At 40.1% G+C, this 16776-nt stretch carries 24 protein-coding genes and 2 pseudogenes; 3 read left to right on the top strand and 23 right to left on the bottom strand.

Annotated features, from left to right (window positions below):
* Nucleotides 1-21: 21 nt before the first annotated feature.
* The 12 genes and pseudogenes from QHG54_RS05160 to QHG54_RS05105 all read right to left on the bottom strand — a co-directional run bounded on the left by QHG54_RS05160 (nt 22) and on the right by QHG54_RS05105 (nt 8784).
* On the bottom strand, nt 22-300 hold the full coding sequence (locus QHG54_RS05160) for a hypothetical protein (protein WP_406603966.1): 279 nt from the start codon (nt 298-300) through the stop codon (nt 22-24).
* Nucleotides 297-1034 carry an antA/AntB antirepressor family protein gene (locus QHG54_RS05155; protein ID WP_406603965.1) on the bottom strand — a complete coding sequence of 246 codons (738 nt, stop codon included), beginning with the start codon at nt 1032-1034 and terminating at the stop codon, nt 297-299. The genes QHG54_RS05160 and QHG54_RS05155 overlap by 4 nt, the downstream gene beginning before the upstream one ends.
* A gap of 317 nt (nt 1035-1351) precedes the next feature.
* Nucleotides 1352-1705, bottom strand: a complete 354-nt coding sequence (locus tag QHG54_RS05150) for a hypothetical protein (protein ID WP_330167805.1) — start codon at nt 1703-1705, stop codon at nt 1352-1354.
* 1 nt (nt 1706) lies between these two features.
* Complete coding sequence (locus QHG54_RS05145; RefSeq protein ID WP_406603964.1) at nt 1707-2774, bottom strand: major capsid protein; 1068 nt, start codon at nt 2772-2774, stop codon at nt 1707-1709.
* Nucleotides 2775-2786: 12 nt separating this feature from the next.
* The gene (locus QHG54_RS05140) at nt 2787-3161 is read right to left on the bottom strand and encodes a head decoration protein (RefSeq protein ID WP_406603963.1); all 375 of its coding nucleotides are present in this window, start codon (nt 3159-3161) and stop codon (nt 2787-2789) included.
* Nucleotides 3158-3424: a hypothetical protein gene (locus QHG54_RS05135; RefSeq protein ID WP_406603962.1), complete on the bottom strand. Its 267-nt coding sequence runs from the start codon at nt 3422-3424 to the stop codon at nt 3158-3160. Before QHG54_RS05135 ends, QHG54_RS05140 begins: the two co-directional genes overlap by 4 nt.
* Nucleotides 3421-4497: a S49 family peptidase gene (locus QHG54_RS05130; protein WP_406603961.1), complete on the bottom strand. Its 1077-nt coding sequence runs from the start codon at nt 4495-4497 to the stop codon at nt 3421-3423. Before QHG54_RS05130 ends, QHG54_RS05135 begins: the two co-directional genes overlap by 4 nt.
* Nucleotides 4487-5500 carry a phage portal protein gene (locus tag QHG54_RS05125; RefSeq protein ID WP_406603960.1) on the bottom strand — a complete coding sequence of 338 codons (1014 nt, stop codon included), beginning with the start codon at nt 5498-5500 and terminating at the stop codon, nt 4487-4489. Before QHG54_RS05125 ends, QHG54_RS05130 begins: the two co-directional genes overlap by 11 nt.
* 92 nt (nt 5501-5592) lie before the next feature.
* A pseudogene (locus QHG54_RS05120) lies at nt 5593-5940 on the bottom strand (phage portal protein); the annotation flags it as partial.
* An 89-nt stretch (nt 5941-6029) separates the two neighbouring features.
* A complete protein-coding gene (locus QHG54_RS05115) occupies nt 6030-6278 on the bottom strand; it encodes a phage head-tail joining protein (RefSeq protein WP_317992681.1) in 249 nt (82 codons plus the stop codon).
* A gap of 3 nt (nt 6279-6281) precedes the next feature.
* Entirely contained in the window at nt 6282-8210 is a 1929-nt protein-coding gene (locus tag QHG54_RS05110; protein WP_406603959.1) for a phage terminase large subunit family protein, read from the bottom strand.
* Complete coding sequence (locus QHG54_RS05105) at nt 8203-8784, bottom strand: hypothetical protein (RefSeq protein WP_406603958.1); 582 nt, start codon at nt 8782-8784, stop codon at nt 8203-8205. The genes QHG54_RS05110 and QHG54_RS05105 overlap by 8 nt, the downstream gene beginning before the upstream one ends.
* Before the next feature lie 84 nt (nt 8785-8868).
* Here QHG54_RS05105 and QHG54_RS05100 point away from each other — a divergent pair, with 84 nt between their 5' ends.
* The 3 genes from QHG54_RS05100 to QHG54_RS05090 all read left to right on the top strand — a co-directional run bounded on the left by QHG54_RS05100 (nt 8869) and on the right by QHG54_RS05090 (nt 9884).
* Nucleotides 8869-9135 (top strand): BrnT family toxin, encoded by a 267-nt coding sequence (locus QHG54_RS05100; protein WP_317993606.1) that lies wholly within the window; start codon nt 8869-8871, stop codon nt 9133-9135.
* Nucleotides 9113-9418, top strand: a complete 306-nt coding sequence (locus tag QHG54_RS05095; RefSeq protein ID WP_317993605.1) for a BrnA antitoxin family protein — start codon at nt 9113-9115, stop codon at nt 9416-9418. Before QHG54_RS05100 ends, QHG54_RS05095 begins: the two co-directional genes overlap by 23 nt.
* Before the next feature lie 124 nt (nt 9419-9542).
* The gene (locus tag QHG54_RS05090; RefSeq protein ID WP_317993604.1) at nt 9543-9884 is read left to right on the top strand and encodes a HigA family addiction module antitoxin; all 342 of its coding nucleotides are present in this window, start codon (nt 9543-9545) and stop codon (nt 9882-9884) included.
* 54 nt (nt 9885-9938) lie between these two features.
* Here the strand turns inward: QHG54_RS05090 and QHG54_RS05085 are convergent, their stop codons facing one another.
* The 11 genes and pseudogenes from QHG54_RS05085 to ssb form a co-directional block, all read right to left on the bottom strand.
* Nucleotides 9939-10217: a hypothetical protein gene (locus QHG54_RS05085; RefSeq protein WP_317993603.1), complete on the bottom strand. Its 279-nt coding sequence runs from the start codon at nt 10215-10217 to the stop codon at nt 9939-9941.
* On the bottom strand, nt 10214-10972 hold the full coding sequence (locus QHG54_RS05080) for an antA/AntB antirepressor family protein (RefSeq protein ID WP_406603957.1): 759 nt from the start codon (nt 10970-10972) through the stop codon (nt 10214-10216). The genes QHG54_RS05085 and QHG54_RS05080 overlap by 4 nt, the downstream gene beginning before the upstream one ends.
* A gap of 678 nt (nt 10973-11650) precedes the next feature.
* Nucleotides 11651-11950: a hypothetical protein gene (locus QHG54_RS05075; protein WP_317993601.1), complete on the bottom strand. Its 300-nt coding sequence runs from the start codon at nt 11948-11950 to the stop codon at nt 11651-11653.
* 327 nt (nt 11951-12277) lie between these two features.
* Nucleotides 12278-12994, bottom strand: a complete 717-nt coding sequence (locus QHG54_RS05070; protein WP_406603956.1) for an enterotoxin A family protein — start codon at nt 12992-12994, stop codon at nt 12278-12280.
* 74 nt (nt 12995-13068) lie between these two features.
* A pseudogene (locus QHG54_RS05065) lies at nt 13069-13383 on the bottom strand (phage antirepressor Ant); the annotation flags it as partial.
* Between the two features lie 426 nt (nt 13384-13809).
* Entirely contained in the window at nt 13810-14394 is a 585-nt protein-coding gene (locus QHG54_RS05060; RefSeq protein WP_406603955.1) for a hypothetical protein, read from the bottom strand.
* A gap of 3 nt (nt 14395-14397) precedes the next feature.
* Nucleotides 14398-14712 carry a hypothetical protein gene (locus tag QHG54_RS05055; RefSeq protein ID WP_406604537.1) on the bottom strand — a complete coding sequence of 105 codons (315 nt, stop codon included), beginning with the start codon at nt 14710-14712 and terminating at the stop codon, nt 14398-14400.
* Between the two features lie 327 nt (nt 14713-15039).
* Complete coding sequence (locus QHG54_RS05050) at nt 15040-15435, bottom strand: type II toxin-antitoxin system HicB family antitoxin (protein WP_012754737.1); 396 nt, start codon at nt 15433-15435, stop codon at nt 15040-15042.
* A complete protein-coding gene (locus tag QHG54_RS05045) occupies nt 15432-15632 on the bottom strand; it encodes a type II toxin-antitoxin system HicA family toxin (RefSeq protein ID WP_007553727.1) in 201 nt (66 codons plus the stop codon). The genes QHG54_RS05050 and QHG54_RS05045 overlap by 4 nt, the downstream gene beginning before the upstream one ends.
* A 67-nt stretch (nt 15633-15699) precedes the next feature.
* Nucleotides 15700-16236, bottom strand: coding sequence for a hypothetical protein (locus QHG54_RS05040; RefSeq protein ID WP_317992685.1), 537 nt, complete (start codon nt 16234-16236; stop codon nt 15700-15702).
* Between the two features lie 10 nt (nt 16237-16246).
* Nucleotides 16247-16690, bottom strand: coding sequence for a single-stranded DNA-binding protein (gene ssb / locus QHG54_RS05035; RefSeq protein ID WP_317992686.1), 444 nt, complete (start codon nt 16688-16690; stop codon nt 16247-16249).
* Nucleotides 16691-16776 lie beyond the last annotated feature (86 nt).

The raw sequence follows: 16776 nt of genomic DNA, 5'->3' as shown, positions 1-16776 counted from the left end.
GATAAAATTATGTTTTTAAAGTTAAGCAGCTTTTACAACAGGGCACTCCAAAGTAGGAGCATAAGTTCGCACCAAAGAATCCATGCTATGCGGTAGTTCTGAATCGCCAAAATCTGTTAGAACTGTTAAGATTTTAAGTATATTAGGCACCTCATCTTGAAGTTTTAAAATCAAAGCTTTTTCCACTATACTCATAGTGTCAACCAAAGCTGTACACTCTTTTTCGTTAATATTTTCATGTCTAGAAAATTGAGATAATGCCATCCACAAATCGCATAAAAAATTGGTATCTACCTTCATTGCACGCCCCCAAAGATTTGTTCTCTCAAACATGCCAATCCTCTGGATGTGATTTTCGTTGAAGGCAGTATCTTTTCTGTCCCATCTGGTCTTTGAATGGTAATAGCAGGGCAATCCATAAAGCCTTTCTTTATTTTATCTTGATAAGGTAACAGAGGCGCTCCTGGAGCACGTCGATACACCCAATCATGTTTTCGCAAGTAATCCGTTAAATCTTTTGGTCGTACTTCAAGCATTTTTGCTGCTTCGATAAGACCAAACAGCCCATCAGAGCGTTTTAAACCATCAAGTGCTTTTGCCTTTGGTGCTAATTCAGCAATAACATGATCTTTCTGCTCGATCTGGCTTTGTAGGTGATTTAAAACACCAAGCAATGCTTCGGGTTTAGAGTAGTCAACTTGTGGTGTTGCTACTTGTTTCAAAAGCCGTTCACATTTGATAAAGTATTGACGTGCTTCTCTACCTTTCTTATTATTCTCAAGCATAGAGAGCTCTTTGGCTACATTTAGTGTAAGATAATATTCTTTTAACACTACATTTTGACGTTCGCCAGTTTTGGCGAGCGTTAAAATATAATCTATTCCCTCTTCTAAATTGTATTTGATAATACGGTCTTTAATCCAATTGGAAAAGTCTCGTTTTACCTCTAAGAACGCATGCAAATCACGCGCGTTAACAGTTTGAACAGTTTCCTGATCAATAACCTGTTCTCTAATTTCTATAAGAGTATTCATAATGAATTCCTTGTTGATAGATGTTTCTTAATGACACTTTAAAAAAAGTGCCGGGTGCTAAGAAACACGGCAACAAGCCCGTCGTTATGCTTTCCCCCGAAAGGGTATTTTATGGCATAACCACACCCGACAAGACTAGTATACGCTATACGCATATAATGAGTCAAAGCCTTTACAATGTGCGGAAGACTGATTATTTCGGCAACCAATCCGCTTGTTGTTTTAAGGTGTTTCTTAGGCACCTGATTCGATTATTCATATTGTCGCTACAATGTCAAGCAGTAATATCATTATTTTAAAAAATGATAAGCGTATCCTTACTTTATCTCCCGCAAGATAAGCTTATACATACCGGATTCAGAGGCTTGGACATCTGTGATCACGAAGTGCTCTTGAGAAGAGGGGGCTTTGCTGTTTTCAGGGGAAATGATTACAACATTATCTTGAGGTTTTGGTGGTAATCCTCCAATGTCATTGATACAAAGATCAAGTTCCTTTCTTGCAATTGTGGTAGGGATTCTACCTCCGGCGTCCGATTCTGAATGTTTAATGGTGTAAATCGCTGTGATCTGAAACGATTGTTGATTGTCCTTTCGCGTGTAGATGATGGGCTGCCCAAAGGTATTGCGTACATCTTTAACCATTTGATTTAGCAGCCCGTGCCATCGCATGTTATTTCGCTCCAATCACGGCTTTAAACAGCATTTCTGGACGCGTGCAAATGTAAAGCGGATAGCTATAGACCTCCGGTTTTACCCATGCATTACGGTCGTGGTCGACGATAAGCATCGTGTAGAGAGGTTTTCCAACGGTGTTAGCAAAATCCAAGCTTTCACTAGGGGAAAAGGTTTTTTGGAAGACACCAGGCGCATCAACAGGAAAGAATTGACATTCATCAGGCTTAATGCCTATGGCACGCTTTGTTCCAGCTTTTGCACTCACATTATAGTTATGAACACTCCGGTAATTAATGAAAGTGACACCGGCAAAATCAAAACTACCAAAACTTCCAGAACCAATTGCACTTGGTGTTGCACCCCCTCCAGCACTATTGAGTGTTTGTGCAAGAGCTGTGTTGAGATAGGTTTCACGAATTGTTTTATGGTTTTTCAACTTGGAAAAGAATTCATTTCCACAAAGCCCAATAATGCGTGAACGATCAGAAAATGCTCCTTTTGAAGCTTCAATCATCCTCATAATGACCCGATCAACATTGTCAGCAACATTGGTTGTCTCATTATTCAGTTTAAAGTCAATGGGCTTTGGTGGTGTGATTTCCCATTCTTTGTACCAATCGACAATCACCGAACCATCAGCATCAAGGACAACGCCTTGAACAGCGCCAAGCTGCATATTTTCCCATGTCAATTCGATTTCAGAAATCAGTTTCTTTTGTTTTCTGGCAATATATTTCATTGCTGTCTCGAGTTGATCTTCTGTGCCAAATTCACGCCGGTTTTGGATTTCCTCTGATTTTACGGTATCACTTTTGGCAATCCGTGTTGTTTGATAAAATTGAGGGCAATCAGTTTTGTCATCATTTGCAAAAGACATACCGCGTTCACTGGTTTGAATAAGTGATATGTCACTCCTTTTAATGCCAACGATTTCTGTACTCGTCTCGATTTCTTCAAAAAGATCGAGAGAACCGATAATACCAGGTTTAAACTCATAGTTTTCAATGGCTTTCATCATTGTGATGCTTGAGAAAGCATCATGTTTAAAAAAATTCATATCCATACGTATAATCTCCTATCGCATTGTAACATAATTTTGGTTATTGTCTTCTAAAGACTGAATGGCTGCCATCTTTTCTTGATCAATTATTGTATCTGGCCATAACAATTCAGAAGCTTTCACTGTGCATAAGCGTGCTGTAATCACGGCGCGTTGATCTGCTTCTGTTGCATCAACAGTGGCAAAAGAAATCCCTGCCGGTGTTTGGCTGCCATCTGATGCTGCTGGATTAAGGGGGATATATTTTTCCGTTTCTGTCACCTTTCCCATGACTGTTCCTGCCTCAATGAATGCTCCTGAGGCAAAAACCACTTCTTCGTTTGACATATCAGGGTCGTAGGGCCCAAGATAAGCCCCATTGCGTACGTCTTCATAAATAATATTCGTCATTTCACTGCCCTCCAAGCTGCTTCCCATTTTGTATGAATCTTTGCCTTGCTCGTCCCATCACTATGAGGGGTATAAGGCGAGACTTTTAAAGACGCGCTTTGAGAGCTAGCAGCCGCCAACACACACTGGCGTGCTTTCTCGAGACTCATACCGTTTTGAATAGCTTTTGCTGCGTCAAAAGAAACGCCTAAGTGCTTTGCTTGCCTTTCAAGGTTGGTCAGTGCTTTTGCGCGCTTTCTTTCTTTTTCAAGCACGGCTTTCATATCTTCGCGCTTGTTTTCATGGTCCTCATTGTCTTCGTCCTCTTCGTCTTCTTCTTCGTCAAAGATTTCGGCGTTTTTGTCGACGTCACTATCGTCTTCGTCCTCTTCTTCGTCATTGATGATGTCGACAATTTTTTCATCATCATCTTCTTCAGCGCGGTATTGTGTACGTGCCATGTGTTTTGTCCTTCTTTTGTTGTTGCTGTTGGGTTTTGTGATATGGAATTCGTTAAGGATTCCAAAGCTTGCGCAAGGGTCCCTTGCGCATCTGCTAATCCAAGTTTGAGAGCTTGGCTGCCTATAAAAGTTTCTGCTTTTGTGTCACGAATTGCAGCAGCATTTAAGCGTCTGTTTTGCGCCACCAAATCAACAAACATCTCGTAGAGAAGGGCGCAATCTGCTTGCATTTTTATCTGTGCTGTATCGCTCAAGGGTTCATGAGGATTGCCATGAACTTTGTGATCACCTTCAAAGACAAAGGTCCATTTATGCCCGTGTTTTTCATCTGCACGGGATTGGTCAAGATGGGCGCAAACAACCCCAATCGAGCCCACAACCCCTGTACGAGCAACCCATATTTGAGAAGCAGAACAGGCAATGGCATAAGCTGCAGAACAGGCAAATTCATTAGCATGCGCCCAAATGGGCTTGTCGTATTGTTTTGAGAGTGTTTGAAACTCTTCAACTAAATCAAACACACCGCCGGCTTCTCCACCGCCGCTGTCAATATCCAGTAAAACAGCGCGAACATCAGGTTGTGCAATGGCTTCACGAAAAGAAGCCCTTAACCCTTCATAAGAAGTTAATCCTGAGAGAGCCCCAAGCCATGCACCGCGGCGCACAAGCGTGCCATGAACTGGTATTATGGCAATATTGTTTTGTACTACATAAGTTTCAGGGGGTCTGAAAGCTTCCGTATCCCCTTGCGCAAAAGCCTTAAGGGGAAACTTTTCTCCTGCAAAAAGCCGTGGTGCAAGAGCATTCAAAATGATATCAAGCTTTGTGGAGGCAAGCATGAGGGGAACACCAAAAAGCCGTGATGCCAAAAACGGCATATCAAGATTATTCACCATTTGCATGTGCCTCACTGCTTTGGTTGCTTTCATAAGTCTCAGAAGGGTCTGAATCTGCGGTATCAATTACTTGATTGCTACCAGCCGGTGCCGCCATATCGGTGTCAAAAGATAAGCCGCGCGCACGAGCATCTGTGTGTTCTTCTTGCATTTCGGCATGAATGCTGTCGATATCAAAGCCGCGCTCGGCAAGTGCCATGCGTCGTGTTTTCAAGCCTGCACGGATTTCTTCTTTTTCCGCTGAGATATCCTTGTTTGGATCAATCATTTCAAGTGGGGGCGCAAAGCTTTCACATTGAAGCCATGGCAAGGGATTTTCTTCCCACCCTGGCAAATTGACGCATTTGACAAGCACTGCCATTTCAACAAAACGCTCCCATATAATGCGATTAAACTGAAAGGCAATGATATGTTCACGCCATTGTTTAACATGACGTCTAAACTGAATGATGGAGGTGCGCACATTTGAAAAATTCCCGCGCGTAACGTCTCCAGTCACAACGGCATAAGGCATATTAAGTGCTGCACAAATTTTCAAGATATTGCGAAATTGAAAAGCTTCATAAGAACCACCAACCTCAACAGGATTTGAGAATGTAACCTCTTTATTCTCTCCTAAATAAAGAGATGCACCGGGCGCAATGACAGGCGCTTTGTATTCTTCTTCAACGTTGTTTTTATCACGATTATCGGATAATTTTTCGACGTTTGGTGAATTGTCCTTGACAAACGCCGCGAAAAGAGCCGCCGTCCTTTTTCTATCGAGTTCTGCGTCATCATAGGATTCGAGTTGAAAGATTTTTGTCATACAGCGCGTTATTTTGGGAGAACCGCGCAATTGTCCGGCAATACGGCGCTCTTTGATATGAAGGACCATTTCAGCAGGGACACGCACGCGCTCTTGGCTCTCAAATGCCATATTTGTAGGGACATCATCATAGGGGTGATGTTTCCAAAAATGATAAGCAACACGCTTGCCACTGGCATTAAATTCAATTCCCATACGAATGTAATTGCTTCAATCTCAGCCGGTCCATTGTAGGAAAGGTCCAACATTTCAGTGGGATAAACTTGCAATTGAAGAGGCACACCAGAGCGCCCGTAGAGATCAACATAATGCAATCTTACAAAGCACTCTCCGGTTAAAAAGACCTCTCGTGCAATGGTTGCTTGAAGTCCATAAAAGCTGGTATCTTCATCATAATCGGCTTCATCAACCCATTGCCACCATAAGTCTAAAAGCTTTTTCTTTTCTTCTTGAAAACCTTCAATACGAGGATAAGGTTTAATCCCATCACTGACAGCCGCAGAGACCCATTCCTCCGTTGCAGACCCATAAAGAGCTTCATTGTCATAAAGCCATCTTGAACGGGCAACAATGGTATCACCGCATTCCTCAATGGCTTTATTGATATGTTTTTTTGCGGGGTCAAAACCACCCATACGGCGGCTTTTGCTTGCCGCTTCAAAAGGCGGATTGTGATGACTGGAACTTTTAAAAAAGTCCGTGAGTTTATTGATAAAGCCAGCCATTAATAGCCTCGTGATATATTAAAATAGAAAACGCGTGAACGCTTGCGTCCTTCAAGGTCCGCTATTTGTGTGTTCAGCATCTCAAGCGCTCTGCGCAGTTCCTCAACAGAACGGTTGCTGACTTGCTTATCGCCATGGCGCACCGATTGTGCTCCCGAATAAAGAGCCTCTTCAATTTGTTCACGCCGCCTTTTTAAACTTTCCAGTCTGTCAGTTTTGCTGTTTACTTGGTTCAAGTCTGTACCCATAAATTACCTCCAATCCCCTTGCATATAAGGATTCATCACCGTTCTGAATGGCTTCTTTTGAGGTTGTGCTGTCTGAGATCTTCTTGGAGAAGGAGAGGGGGCATGTCTTGGTGTTGGCTGCTCTAAAGAGCCCTCAATTTTAAATTTTTCCAAACGCTCTTCTAAGATATCGACTTCTCGATTAAGGTTTATTCCTGCCGAAATCAGACCTTGTAAAGCAGCATAAGCATAGACCCTACAGTCCAAGGCTTCATTTCTTGCCTTTTCGCTTTTTTGCCATTCAATGCGCTTAAAGCCTTTAAAATATTTGATAACTTTTCTTTCAGCGGTTAGCTGATCAAAATATTCTCGATCAAGGTTTTTGTGAAAGTGTGTTGCACCAGCCCCCGATGCTTCAGGACCAGATTTTTTAAACCGTGCCGTGATAATATCTTTTGCCGCATCAACACCAACAATATAGAGATTGATCTGCCCCTTATTGTTTCTGCTTGGGCGGCGCGGCCATACCGCACGCCATCCCGCTTGTCCCTTAATCCCCCAGATGCGTCGTCCCTCACGGGGGCGCACGTAATTATAAACCGCCTGTGTGTGTCCACCACCGGTATCAATACAAGCCGCCGTTATCTTGATGCCGTCTTTGTAACCTAGATGTGGCCAGCGTCTTGTAAGATATTCATCCAATTGGTCCCATACTTCAAAAGAAGAGGGATCACCAGGAATGACGTGATAATCAATATGCCAGCTTTCTTCACCGCGTCCCCATCCCACCACTTCAAGTTCTAAGCGGTCATTTTGCACATCAATGCCCGCTGTTAACAACACGGCTTGTTCTGGTGCAAGGGGATAATCTTCACGTTTTGCATAGAGGCTATCAGGGTCAACAACTTCACCTGTTCTGTCTTCCCACGGCTCTCCAAGAACTGTGTTGACAAAAGGCTGCAAAAGCGCTGGATCATCCTTGGCATCTAAAAACTCTCTTGCGCATTCCCCCCAAGTAAGCCAAGGTGAATAGAGTGCCGAAATATGGTAAGAACGCAAATTCGGTCTACTTGATTCACTCGTAGGCACCCAGCACGCACCTCTTTCTTCACACATGAGATCTGTTTTTCTGTGCTCAGCATGTTCATGACCACAATGCGCACAAACAAAAACAGCCTTTTCGGGGGCGCCTTTTGGCCACTTGATTTGTGACCAAACAATGGGCTGTAGAACACCACATGCATCACAAGGGACATTGTAATATCGCTGGTCTCCTAGCACGAAATCTTTGGCGATACGGCTTGTGTCACGGTGGGTTGGTGTAGACAATTTAAAAATCTTTCTCTGCACAAAGGTTGAGGTCCGCTTTTCGGCAATCATCACCGGATCACCTTCGTTATCCACACTGAGAGGATAAGTATCCACCTCATCCAAAATCAGATAACGAATAGGCATGGAACGCAAACCAGCTGCGCTGTTTGCTCCTGTAAGCATCAATGCCCCACCATCAAACTCTTTCGAAAACATTGTATTGCCACTGTCGCGTGCCCGCGCTGGGGCAATGCGTTCGCTTAAAGCGGGGCTTGCCATAATCATTGGGTCAAGACGGGTTTTTGATAATTTCTTCGCTGTCTCAACTGTCGGCATCACATAAAGGGCAGGTCCCGGACTATAATGAATGGCATAACCGCAGAAGTTCAATCCTGCTTCTGACATGCCAACCTGCGCCCCTTTCATGACAATGGTTGTTTCAATAGGTTTGTGAGAGGAAAGATTATCCATGATTTCGCGCAAATAGGGGGTGCGTTTTGTTCTCCAAAGCCCAGGCTCAGCACTTGCTACGGTGCTAAGATACCTATTCTTGTCCGCCCATTGCGAAACCGTGTACGGTGGGTCTGGTTGTCGTGCGTCATTGGCATTGGCGAAAAATTCTTCGACTGCATTGTCATCCATTATTCGTTTCTTGCAAGTTCTCTAACTCTGGAGAATGAGGATCATGAAAAGGCACTGGAATATTAACCGCCTCAAGCAAAGCGGTTCTCATGTAATAATCGATAGCACCGATAAGGCTAGCTGCATCACATCCAACTTGTGCAGCAATGCTTGCACCAAAACGATGAGGAAAATTCAACATAGCATCACGGTGTGCTCTTCCAAACTCACGAGCTGCTCTCTTTACTTCTTCACGGTCAACGGTTGTTTCGCGTAACTTTTCCAGAGCAATCTTTTCTTTTGCTAGCGCAACTTGCATTCGCTCCAGTTTTATCTTGTATTCATTGGCTCTATCTGTGGAGGCTTGTTTGATCTTTGTCCGCGGTTGTCCATCAGGCGCTAAAAGTGAAGCAGGGCGCTTTGTTGGATTCTCATTCCAGATAGCTGTTGCAAGGGTTTCATTGACAGAACCATCTTCAAAAAGAGCTGCATTAAATTTACCTGTCTTTATCCGAGAAACCACCGCATTATGTGAAACACCCATCTTCTTCGCAAACGCACGAAGCGATATCCCCTCCCGATGCTTCTTATTCATAGTTGCTCCATTTTGAATGGTATATACGAATTATTGTACACTTTAATTATTGACAAGGTTTTATTTTTCGTGTACATAAAATATATGAAGATAGTGTGGGATGAACCAAAAAGAGCTTTAAACATTGATAAACATAAGCTTGATTTTGCTGATGTTATTTACTTTGACTGGGAACATGCTTTTATTGATGCAACCCATTCAAACCGCATGAAGGCTATTGGACATTTTGCGGATGGCACAACAGTTATTGTTTTTGCAAAGCTTGGCAATGAAGCAATATCCATTATCAGCTTTCGTCAAGCGAATAAAAAAGAAAGAGAGGTTTTCAATGACTATCAAAAAAACCTTTGAAACAGGATGTGGCTACACAAAAGAAGATTGGGACGCTGTGGATTCCCCACCACTAACAGATGAAGAACTTGCACGCTTAAAGCCAGCTAAAGACGTTTTACCAGCCTCCTTTTTTAAGTATGTAACAGAAGAGCGCCGTAAACGTGGGCGTCCACCCGTTGAATCTCCTAAACAAGCGGTTACTCTACGCCTTGACCCAAACATTATTGCCTCTTTTAAAAAACAAGGAAAAGACTGGCGCACACGTATGGGTGAAGTCTTAAAAAAAGCAAGCGGTTGTTAAATCAAAGAGCTGTAAAAAAGCCAAGGTAGCATTAAAAGTTATTTTGGTATTTGTTTTGAGTAGTGTTTTAATGATGCCTATAAAGTTGAAATCGTGGATTATCATTGATTTATAAGAGGTCGAGATGAAAAATTATGGTGCTATTCATCCCGGAGAAATTTTACGAGAAGAATATTTAAAAGAATATGCTCTTTCTGCTTATGCCCTTGCCAAAGCATTGAATGTTCCACGCACGAGGATAGAACGTATTGTTGCGGAAAATAGTCCGATAACTCCTGATACAGCACTACGATTAGCCTATTTTTTTGATACTACAGCTGAATTCTGGCTTAACATGCAAGCTGCTTACGACGTTAGTGTCTTACAAGCTGAAAAAGCAGATGAATTTGCTAAGATAGATAAAGGTAGCTTAAAAAAGTTCAATTCTGTAGATGAACTATTTGATGATTTGTATGCAAAAGATTGAGTATACTACCACCCCCCCATTTTTGAGAACGGGGAGGAGAGTTCTGTTTTTGAGTTAAGCAACCTTTTTAATGGGAGGCTCCAAATTTGGTTCATAAGTTCGCAACAAAGAATCCATACGATGTGGAAGTTCTGAAGCTCCAAAATCTGTCAAAATTGCCAAGATTTTTGTAATATTGGGCACGTCATCTTGAAGCTTTAAAACCAGAGCATCTACGACCGATTCCATAACCTCAACTATAGCATTGCAGTCCTCATCTCCAATACCTCGATGGTTAGAAAGCTTAAACAATGCCATCCACAAATCGCATAAGAAGTCGATACTGCTATTCATTGCACACCCCCAAAGATTTGTTCTCTCAAACATGCCAATCCTTTTGGTGTGATTTTCGTTGAAGGTAGTACCTTCTCTGTACCATCCAGTCTTTGAATGGTAATAGCAGGGCAATCCATGAATCCTTTCTTGATCTTGTCCTGATAAGGTAACAGTGGCGCCCCTGGAGCCCGTCGATAGACCCAATCATGTTTACGCAAGTAATCAGTTAAGTCCTTAGGTCGTACTTCAAGCATTTTTGCTGCTTCTATCAAACCGAACAAACCATCAGAACGCTTTAAGCCATCCAAAGCTTTTGCTTTTGGTGCTAATTCAGAAATAACATGATCTTTCTGCTCTATTTGGCTTTGTAAGTGATTCAAAACACCAAGCAATGCTTCCGGTTTGGAATAATCAACTTGTGGTGCTGCTATCTGTGGGGTAGCTGCTTGTTTTGCAAGCTTTTCGCATTCAATGAAGTATAAACGCGCTTCTCTACCTTTCTTATTGTTCTCAAGCATAGAAAGCTCTTTTGCTACACTTAAAGTTAGATGATAATCTTTACGATTGTGACCGCCTCTGCCTTTGCTCGCCAAATTTGGCGAGCAAACAAAGTCTTGATTTTCTAATAAATTATATTTTTTGATACGGTCAGTAATCCAATTGGAAAAATCTTTACCTATTTCTAAAAACGCATGTAATTTACGTGCGTTGACTGTTTGAACGATATCACCATTAATTGTGGTTTGATGTATATCAATTAAATACTGTGCCATAATTTGGCTCCTATGTGCTTAAAGGTTTCTTAATGACACTCAATTAAAGAGTGCCGGGTGCTAAGAAACACGGCACATAGCCCGTCGTTACACCTTTCCCAAAAGGGTATTGTATAGCGTAACCACACCCGACAAGATCATTATATGCGTGTAACATACAATGAGTCAAAGTTTTTAATTGGCGGTGAAAAGATTGTTTCGGCAATCTATCCGCTATGTGTTTAAGGTGTTTCTTAGGCACCTGATTCGATTATTCATATTGTTGCCATATTGTCAAGTGGCTTCTGATAAATTTTTGATATTTTTGCTAATTTCATCTCTGAATGCCGGGCGCTGAAAAACACGGCGATAAGTCCGTCGTTACACTTTCCCCATAAGGTATTGTATAGTGTAACCACACCCGACAAAATCACTATATGCTACAAAGCATGTGATGAGTCAAAGTTTTTAAATTTCGGCAGGAAGAGATTATTTCGGTAATCTATCCGCTTATCGTTCGGTGTTTTTCAGGCACCTAGCTCGACAATAGACACATTATTGCCATATTGTCAAGAAGTAAAAACTATGTTTGTGAAAAAATAGTTTCTACCTGTAAGCTCATTTTTTTACTATAGCGGAGAGAAAAATAATATCTGAGGTATTTGCAGGGATAGCGGTACACGTAAATTTATATTGACGTTATTCTAGAGTAATGTCTAATATAGCTTTCGATTCAACGTAACCGCTCATAAATGTTACTTTTGCTGGCTTATTCAGAATGTGAGCTATTTTAGCCAAATCAAACATGGCTTTTCCAGCAATGTTATTACAGTACCAATTCCCTAACTGTCCATTAATTCGTAAAGTACAGTAATATGTATTCATATTCATTGTAACAAAATCTATATGACCCTCTTCTACATAAGGTCCAGCGATGGAGGGTTTTATCATTGATATTATCATTATCAAGGGTAGAAGTATTTTTTCTTTAATTTTCATAATTGTTTTCTCCTTTAAAATTTAAATTAGTAGAATTTAATATCATCCTTACCCTAAAGGATAAAGATTTCTAGGATCTTTAATATATAAGTAGATTGGCTTTTTTCGGTGAGTTCCTACTGCTGATTGCTTATGTAATCCACTTTATAGGCGGTTCTATGGGCAGCAAGTCCTACATCCAATGGTTTATAGTATTTGTTTTTATATTTACGCTCTAAAGAACGAGGCTTTACAATATGAATAATAAGATTATTCTTTTTATTTATGTGTTATTATAAAATAAAATATATAATTTACGGTATAAGTAGATATGTTTGTAATCTTATTTTAATCAAGATAAATAAATGGTGTTGCAAGTATAGCGTAATAAGATTTCCAAAACCACTCCGTTCCAAAAATCTGTGCTGATTTTATGGGGGAACAGGATGATCTTAACTGGCAGTGAGCATATGTAACCCATGGCACTAGATTCCAAGCTTGATGTTCAACAGGGAAAGCGGCTAGCTGCGGTTGAGCTCCTCCTGATGTAAGGCCCGCATATAATTGCTCTCTGTAATCTGGATTCCGAACAAATGGACCAACAACTCCCCCGCTCGATCTTTGCCACCCAATAATTTGTTCCCAGTGAATTACACCCAATGCAGCGATTTCTCGCTCATGTTCATATGGAGAAAATCTCCCTAACGATGCATTAACATCAATGAAATTAGGGGTAACTCTGATATGATAAATATAACCATCATGATTAAGGTAATCATATATCCAATTAGCTGCAATAGAGTAGTATCTTGTTGTAGATACATAGCCAGAATTATAGCGTGACATTCCTGTTGCAGTTCCATGTACATGATTCCATAAACTTATATCTGGTGGAGGTTGATTAGGCCGTGTTCCATCCATCCCTCGTGGTAGGAAACCGCCATCACGTTTTACTTCTTCAGGAGACTGCATAGCCGCCCGATAAACTTTATTATTATCATTGTCATCGGCAAAGACATGCTGTGAAAACACAACAATTATTATAGTAATAAATAATTTAAACATTTTTTTCTAATCTCATTACTTAAGTTAACATCTTTTCTGTGCTGAAAATGGAGAAGATAAGATCATGTTTTAAACTAAGCAGCTTTTACTATAGATTTTGCTAAAAACTGCTTTTCTTCTTCAATTAAGGCTTTATATTTCCTGTTTTCTTCGTTTACTCTGGAGAAATAGATTAAGACGAACATGGATAGGACCTAAAAGATATAAAGCTTTTTCAGTAGGATTCATGCCATTTCCAATGGCTTGGTAAATCAAAGCGTATGTCATTATCATAATCAACAAATTGGCTTCTTAATTTTTTCTCACACTCAATGAAATAGTGACGATCTTGGTGTCTTTATTTCATTGCGTTCAATCAGGGAAAGCTTTTTCGATATATCTAGAGTGAGACACGTGATGATTAATTGCTATAACAGCTCCAGATTTTGCGCTCCCCAATTTTGGGGACTGCAAATCTTGTGTTTTTATAAAATCATTTCCCTCTTCAAATTCATATTGCCGCCATATTGTCAAGTGGCAATGTAATCTTTTTCTAAGAATAATCATAGATTATATAGTGTGTATATTAATGCACATTAAATTCGTTATTTATCAATATGTTATGTGTACAATGTACAGTTGATTTGAAAATTCTGTCGCTAGCGATAGTTTGCGCTGTCCTGCCCCGCAACAGACCCAACCCGCTGGGAAGTACCTTTTGCATTGATTTTATTGTATTTTTTCTGGAAAAAACCAAAGCGCAAGTGATAATCTGCTTTAAAAATTACAATTAATTACAATTAAAGTGAGTAGTGTGGTGACATAGCTTAAGAACATTATTTAGTTTTCTTATTGGCGGCATATTCTTGACGAGCAAGTTGGTACTGTATGTTGGCAATTAATCGTTCACTGGCATATTGTGCGATAGCACTTGCAATTTCTGGCTTGGACATCACCCCAGCAATTGAGGGTCCCTCTTGTTTTGCAATAGGGAATTGATCTCCATCCGCTCTTTGAAACACATTACCATTCAGCTTTTTTAATTCAACACGCTTTGGAAAACTCCCACCTTTGATAAAAGCATGGGGTAAGATTTCTTTTTTTCCAAACATTTTGTATGTTACGCCGCGTTTTGTTTCTTTTGCTTGAAAAAATTTAAGAGGTATCGGTGTTCCAGAACCAATGATATCTGTCTCGAGAAGCTTTGCTGTAGCCTTTCCTTTAATATAAACGCCTTTTTTGACACGCTTTGATTTGGCGGATGTAACATCGGCAATTTGTTTTTCTGCAAAGCGTTCGACTTGTTTTGCAGAGGTGTTTACAGCATTACGCAAAGCCCAATTAAGGCGTGGTGCTTGAAGACTGGTGAAGGTATCCTTTACCTGTTGAAGATACCATTTTTGGTGGATGATTAACTTCAACTTCTAAGCCTTTTTGGGGGTAGGTGACTTGGAAGCTTTAGATGCTTTGGGCTGTTCGAGTGAGGTTTTCTCTGTCACTGGTTCAGATGATGTTTGTGTGGCTTCTTGTTCTATCTGCTTAATTTGTTCAATTGCCTTGTCTGTTTTTGCTGTTGTCTTGACGTCAACAAAAGGTTTTGCAGCATTAGCGCGCTTGAGACGTGCATAGACTTGATTGGAAACTTCAACAAATGGATTATTGGATGTTGATGGTTCAAAGCGAACAGTGCTTTTATTGTCTCCAACAACACACATTGGCTTAGTGATGATTACTTTCATCATTGCTCCTTTTGAGTCATAATTAATGACATCATTGGTCAATAAATGTCATTAAATAGCTTTTGCTATTTGCAAAATAGATTAGTCAGAATTCCCCAGAAAACAGGGCTTTCTAGCCACGTTTCAAGTTCACATTTTACTGAATTTTTGGGGATATTTTTGAATTTTAGACACAATACGACCAGTGCCGTGCCGTCATTAAATACGATTTTTTACATCATGTCAACAAAAAAATCATGATCTTGTATTTTTTTTATTTTTTTACCTAAATATGGTGTTTTTAGAAACAAAAAGGTATGTATTGACACAGCCAAAAAAGAAGAAAATCTAAATATTAAGCTCGTGACGCGCTGCTGTTGCCAAAAAAGCAGATCTTGTTAAACCTCTTTCTTGTGCACAATCATCAATTGCACGTAAGAGTCCTCTTTCAATAGATATATTCGTACGTACCACTTCTGCATCATTTTCAATAAAGGGGACTTGTATTAAAAAAGCTCCTTCTGACAAAGCTATTTTGACAGATTCCCGTTGTATGACTTCCTCAAATTTTGAAGGAATAGGCACTATATCTATATCTTCACAATAAAGTTGAAGTGCTTCTGTTGCGTTTGCGATTAAATTTTCTTCCTCATCAGCAGCAGAAAAAAGTCCCTCAAAATCAGGAAACTGAACACCAAAAGCAGAATCTTCATCTTTATGAACAAGAGCAAAAAATCTTTTCATTTTTCTTCTCCTTTTTTTAACCAACCTGCTTGTTGTGCGATAGAACGTGCTGTACCAATCGGAAGATTTTTTTTAGGATGTGGAACAATAACAACCTTACCATCTTTTTTTAATTTATGATGAGAACCTTTTACTTTGACAAGTTCAAAGCCATCACGCTTTAATTTTGCAATGATTTTTCGGCTATCTTGTTCCATTCCCTAAACTCATAATGTGTAAATATATACACATTTTAATGATTTTTTATCTGATGTCAATTCTTTTTTAACGGCTAAAGTGCTTATGAAGCACATTAAGAACAATACGCAAAGAACTAACAAGATGTGTTAGCGATTGATCTTCTATAACAAGATATTGTAATGCAGCATAAAGATTATACTGTCTATAGAGGTGTTGTGCTTCTTTGATAGCCTCTTTCGTCACTTCATAACAATGAGTTGTTCTTTCAATCCACCGTTTTTGTGCCTCCTCATTTGATGAAGGAGTAAAGTTATCATAAATTGCATTAGGCAATCCTTTTGCACATAGGTAATTGTTTTTCACTTCAAGATATTTTTGTGCAGCATCATATTGGTCTTGATTGATTTCGCCTTGCAAATAAAGCCGCCCGATATAGGTAGCAGCAAGTGGATTTTTGGCGTCTTGTATCGTCAAACCAAAACGCTTAGCACGCATTTCTATTGCCAATTGATCAACAGGTCCCCGCGGTGTTTTTGCTCGCGAGATGCGTCCATTTGGTTCTCTGGCACATCCGTTAATCCGAGGACGTCCACGTTTTGCACGTTTTTTTCTTTTTGTCATATTTTATCAATCAGAATGGGATAGCATCATTAAGAGATGCACTATGATCAGCAGCACCTGAAGCAATAGCATAATTTTGAGAAGTAACGGATGAAGGGGCAGATTGCTCTTTCTTTGCATCAAGCAAATACAACTCGCCTTTGAATTGTGGTAAAACAATCTCTGTTGTGTAACGGTCATGCCCATTTTTATCTTGCCATTTGCGTGTTTGTAATTTTCCTTCTACGTAAACTTTTGAACCTTTATTGAGATACTGAAGCGCTATTTTTGCTAAATGTGGATTAAAAATCACCACGGAATGCCATTCAGTTTTCTCTACTTTTTGATTGGTATTTTTATCCGTATAGCTCTCAGAAGTTGCCATACGAAAATTAACCACCTCTGCACCAGAAGCCATTGTTTTGCTTTCGGGATTAGCACCTAAATAGCCCATTAACATCACTTTATTTAGCATGTTTTTTCTTACCTTAAATTTGTATTTTAATACATACAAAATCTTAGAATAATTTGCGTATTTATTCAATTATTTCAAAAGGATAT

The organism is Bartonella gliris, assembly GCF_045277155.1.
Taxonomy (GTDB): Bacteria; Pseudomonadota; Alphaproteobacteria; order Rhizobiales; family Rhizobiaceae; genus Bartonella; species Bartonella gliris.
Note: the sequence above shows the minus strand (reverse complement) of the source record. Positions and strands in the feature narration are given on the sequence as shown.

What these genes read in the sequence shown, in the direction of transcription:
- QHG54_RS05160 (WP_406603966.1), bottom strand. Translation starts at nt 300, where the DNA reads ATGAAGGTAGATACCAATTTTTTATGCGATTTGTGGATGGCATTATCT.
- QHG54_RS05155 (WP_406603965.1), bottom strand. Translation starts at nt 1,034, where the DNA reads ATGAATACTCTTATAGAAATTAGAGAACAGGTTATTGATCAGGAAACT.
- QHG54_RS05150 (WP_330167805.1), bottom strand. Translation starts at nt 1,705, where the DNA reads ATGCGATGGCACGGGCTGCTAAATCAAATGGTTAAAGATGTACGCAAT.
- QHG54_RS05145 (WP_406603964.1), bottom strand. Translation starts at nt 2,774, where the DNA reads ATGGATATGAATTTTTTTAAACATGATGCTTTCTCAAGCATCACAATG.
- QHG54_RS05140 (WP_406603963.1), bottom strand. Translation starts at nt 3,161, where the DNA reads ATGACGAATATTATTTATGAAGACGTACGCAATGGGGCTTATCTTGGG.
- QHG54_RS05135 (WP_406603962.1), bottom strand. Translation starts at nt 3,424, where the DNA reads ATGAAAGCCGTGCTTGAAAAAGAAAGAAAGCGCGCAAAAGCACTGACC.
- QHG54_RS05130 (WP_406603961.1), bottom strand. Translation starts at nt 4,497, where the DNA reads ATGGTGAATAATCTTGATATGCCGTTTTTGGCATCACGGCTTTTTGGT.
- QHG54_RS05125 (WP_406603960.1), bottom strand. Translation starts at nt 5,500, where the DNA reads ATGGGAATTGAATTTAATGCCAGTGGCAAGCGTGTTGCTTATCATTTT.
- QHG54_RS05115 (WP_317992681.1), bottom strand. Translation starts at nt 6,278, where the DNA reads ATGGGTACAGACTTGAACCAAGTAAACAGCAAAACTGACAGACTGGAA.
- QHG54_RS05110 (WP_406603959.1), bottom strand. Translation starts at nt 8,210, where the DNA reads ATGGATGACAATGCAGTCGAAGAATTTTTCGCCAATGCCAATGACGCA.
- QHG54_RS05105 (WP_406603958.1), bottom strand. Translation starts at nt 8,784, where the DNA reads ATGAATAAGAAGCATCGGGAGGGGATATCGCTTCGTGCGTTTGCGAAG.
- QHG54_RS05100 (WP_317993606.1), top strand. Translation starts at nt 8,869, where the DNA reads ATGAAGATAGTGTGGGATGAACCAAAAAGAGCTTTAAACATTGATAAA.
- QHG54_RS05095 (WP_317993605.1), top strand. Translation starts at nt 9,113, where the DNA reads ATGACTATCAAAAAAACCTTTGAAACAGGATGTGGCTACACAAAAGAA.
- QHG54_RS05090 (WP_317993604.1), top strand. Translation starts at nt 9,543, where the DNA reads ATGAAAAATTATGGTGCTATTCATCCCGGAGAAATTTTACGAGAAGAA.
- QHG54_RS05085 (WP_317993603.1), bottom strand. Translation starts at nt 10,217, where the DNA reads ATGAATAGCAGTATCGACTTCTTATGCGATTTGTGGATGGCATTGTTT.
- QHG54_RS05080 (WP_406603957.1), bottom strand. Translation starts at nt 10,972, where the DNA reads ATGGCACAGTATTTAATTGATATACATCAAACCACAATTAATGGTGAT.
- QHG54_RS05075 (WP_317993601.1), bottom strand. Translation starts at nt 11,950, where the DNA reads ATGAAAATTAAAGAAAAAATACTTCTACCCTTGATAATGATAATATCA.
- QHG54_RS05070 (WP_406603956.1), bottom strand. Translation starts at nt 12,994, where the DNA reads ATGTTTAAATTATTTATTACTATAATAATTGTTGTGTTTTCACAGCAT.
- QHG54_RS05055 (WP_406604537.1), bottom strand. Translation starts at nt 14,712, where the DNA reads ATGAAAGTAATCATCACTAAGCCAATGTGTGTTGTTGGAGACAATAAA.
- QHG54_RS05050 (WP_012754737.1), bottom strand. Translation starts at nt 15,435, where the DNA reads ATGAAAAGATTTTTTGCTCTTGTTCATAAAGATGAAGATTCTGCTTTT.
- QHG54_RS05045 (WP_007553727.1), bottom strand. Translation starts at nt 15,632, where the DNA reads ATGGAACAAGATAGCCGAAAAATCATTGCAAAATTAAAGCGTGATGGC.
- QHG54_RS05040 (WP_317992685.1), bottom strand. Translation starts at nt 16,236, where the DNA reads ATGACAAAAAGAAAAAAACGTGCAAAACGTGGACGTCCTCGGATTAAC.
- ssb (WP_317992686.1), bottom strand. Translation starts at nt 16,690, where the DNA reads ATGCTAAATAAAGTGATGTTAATGGGCTATTTAGGTGCTAATCCCGAA.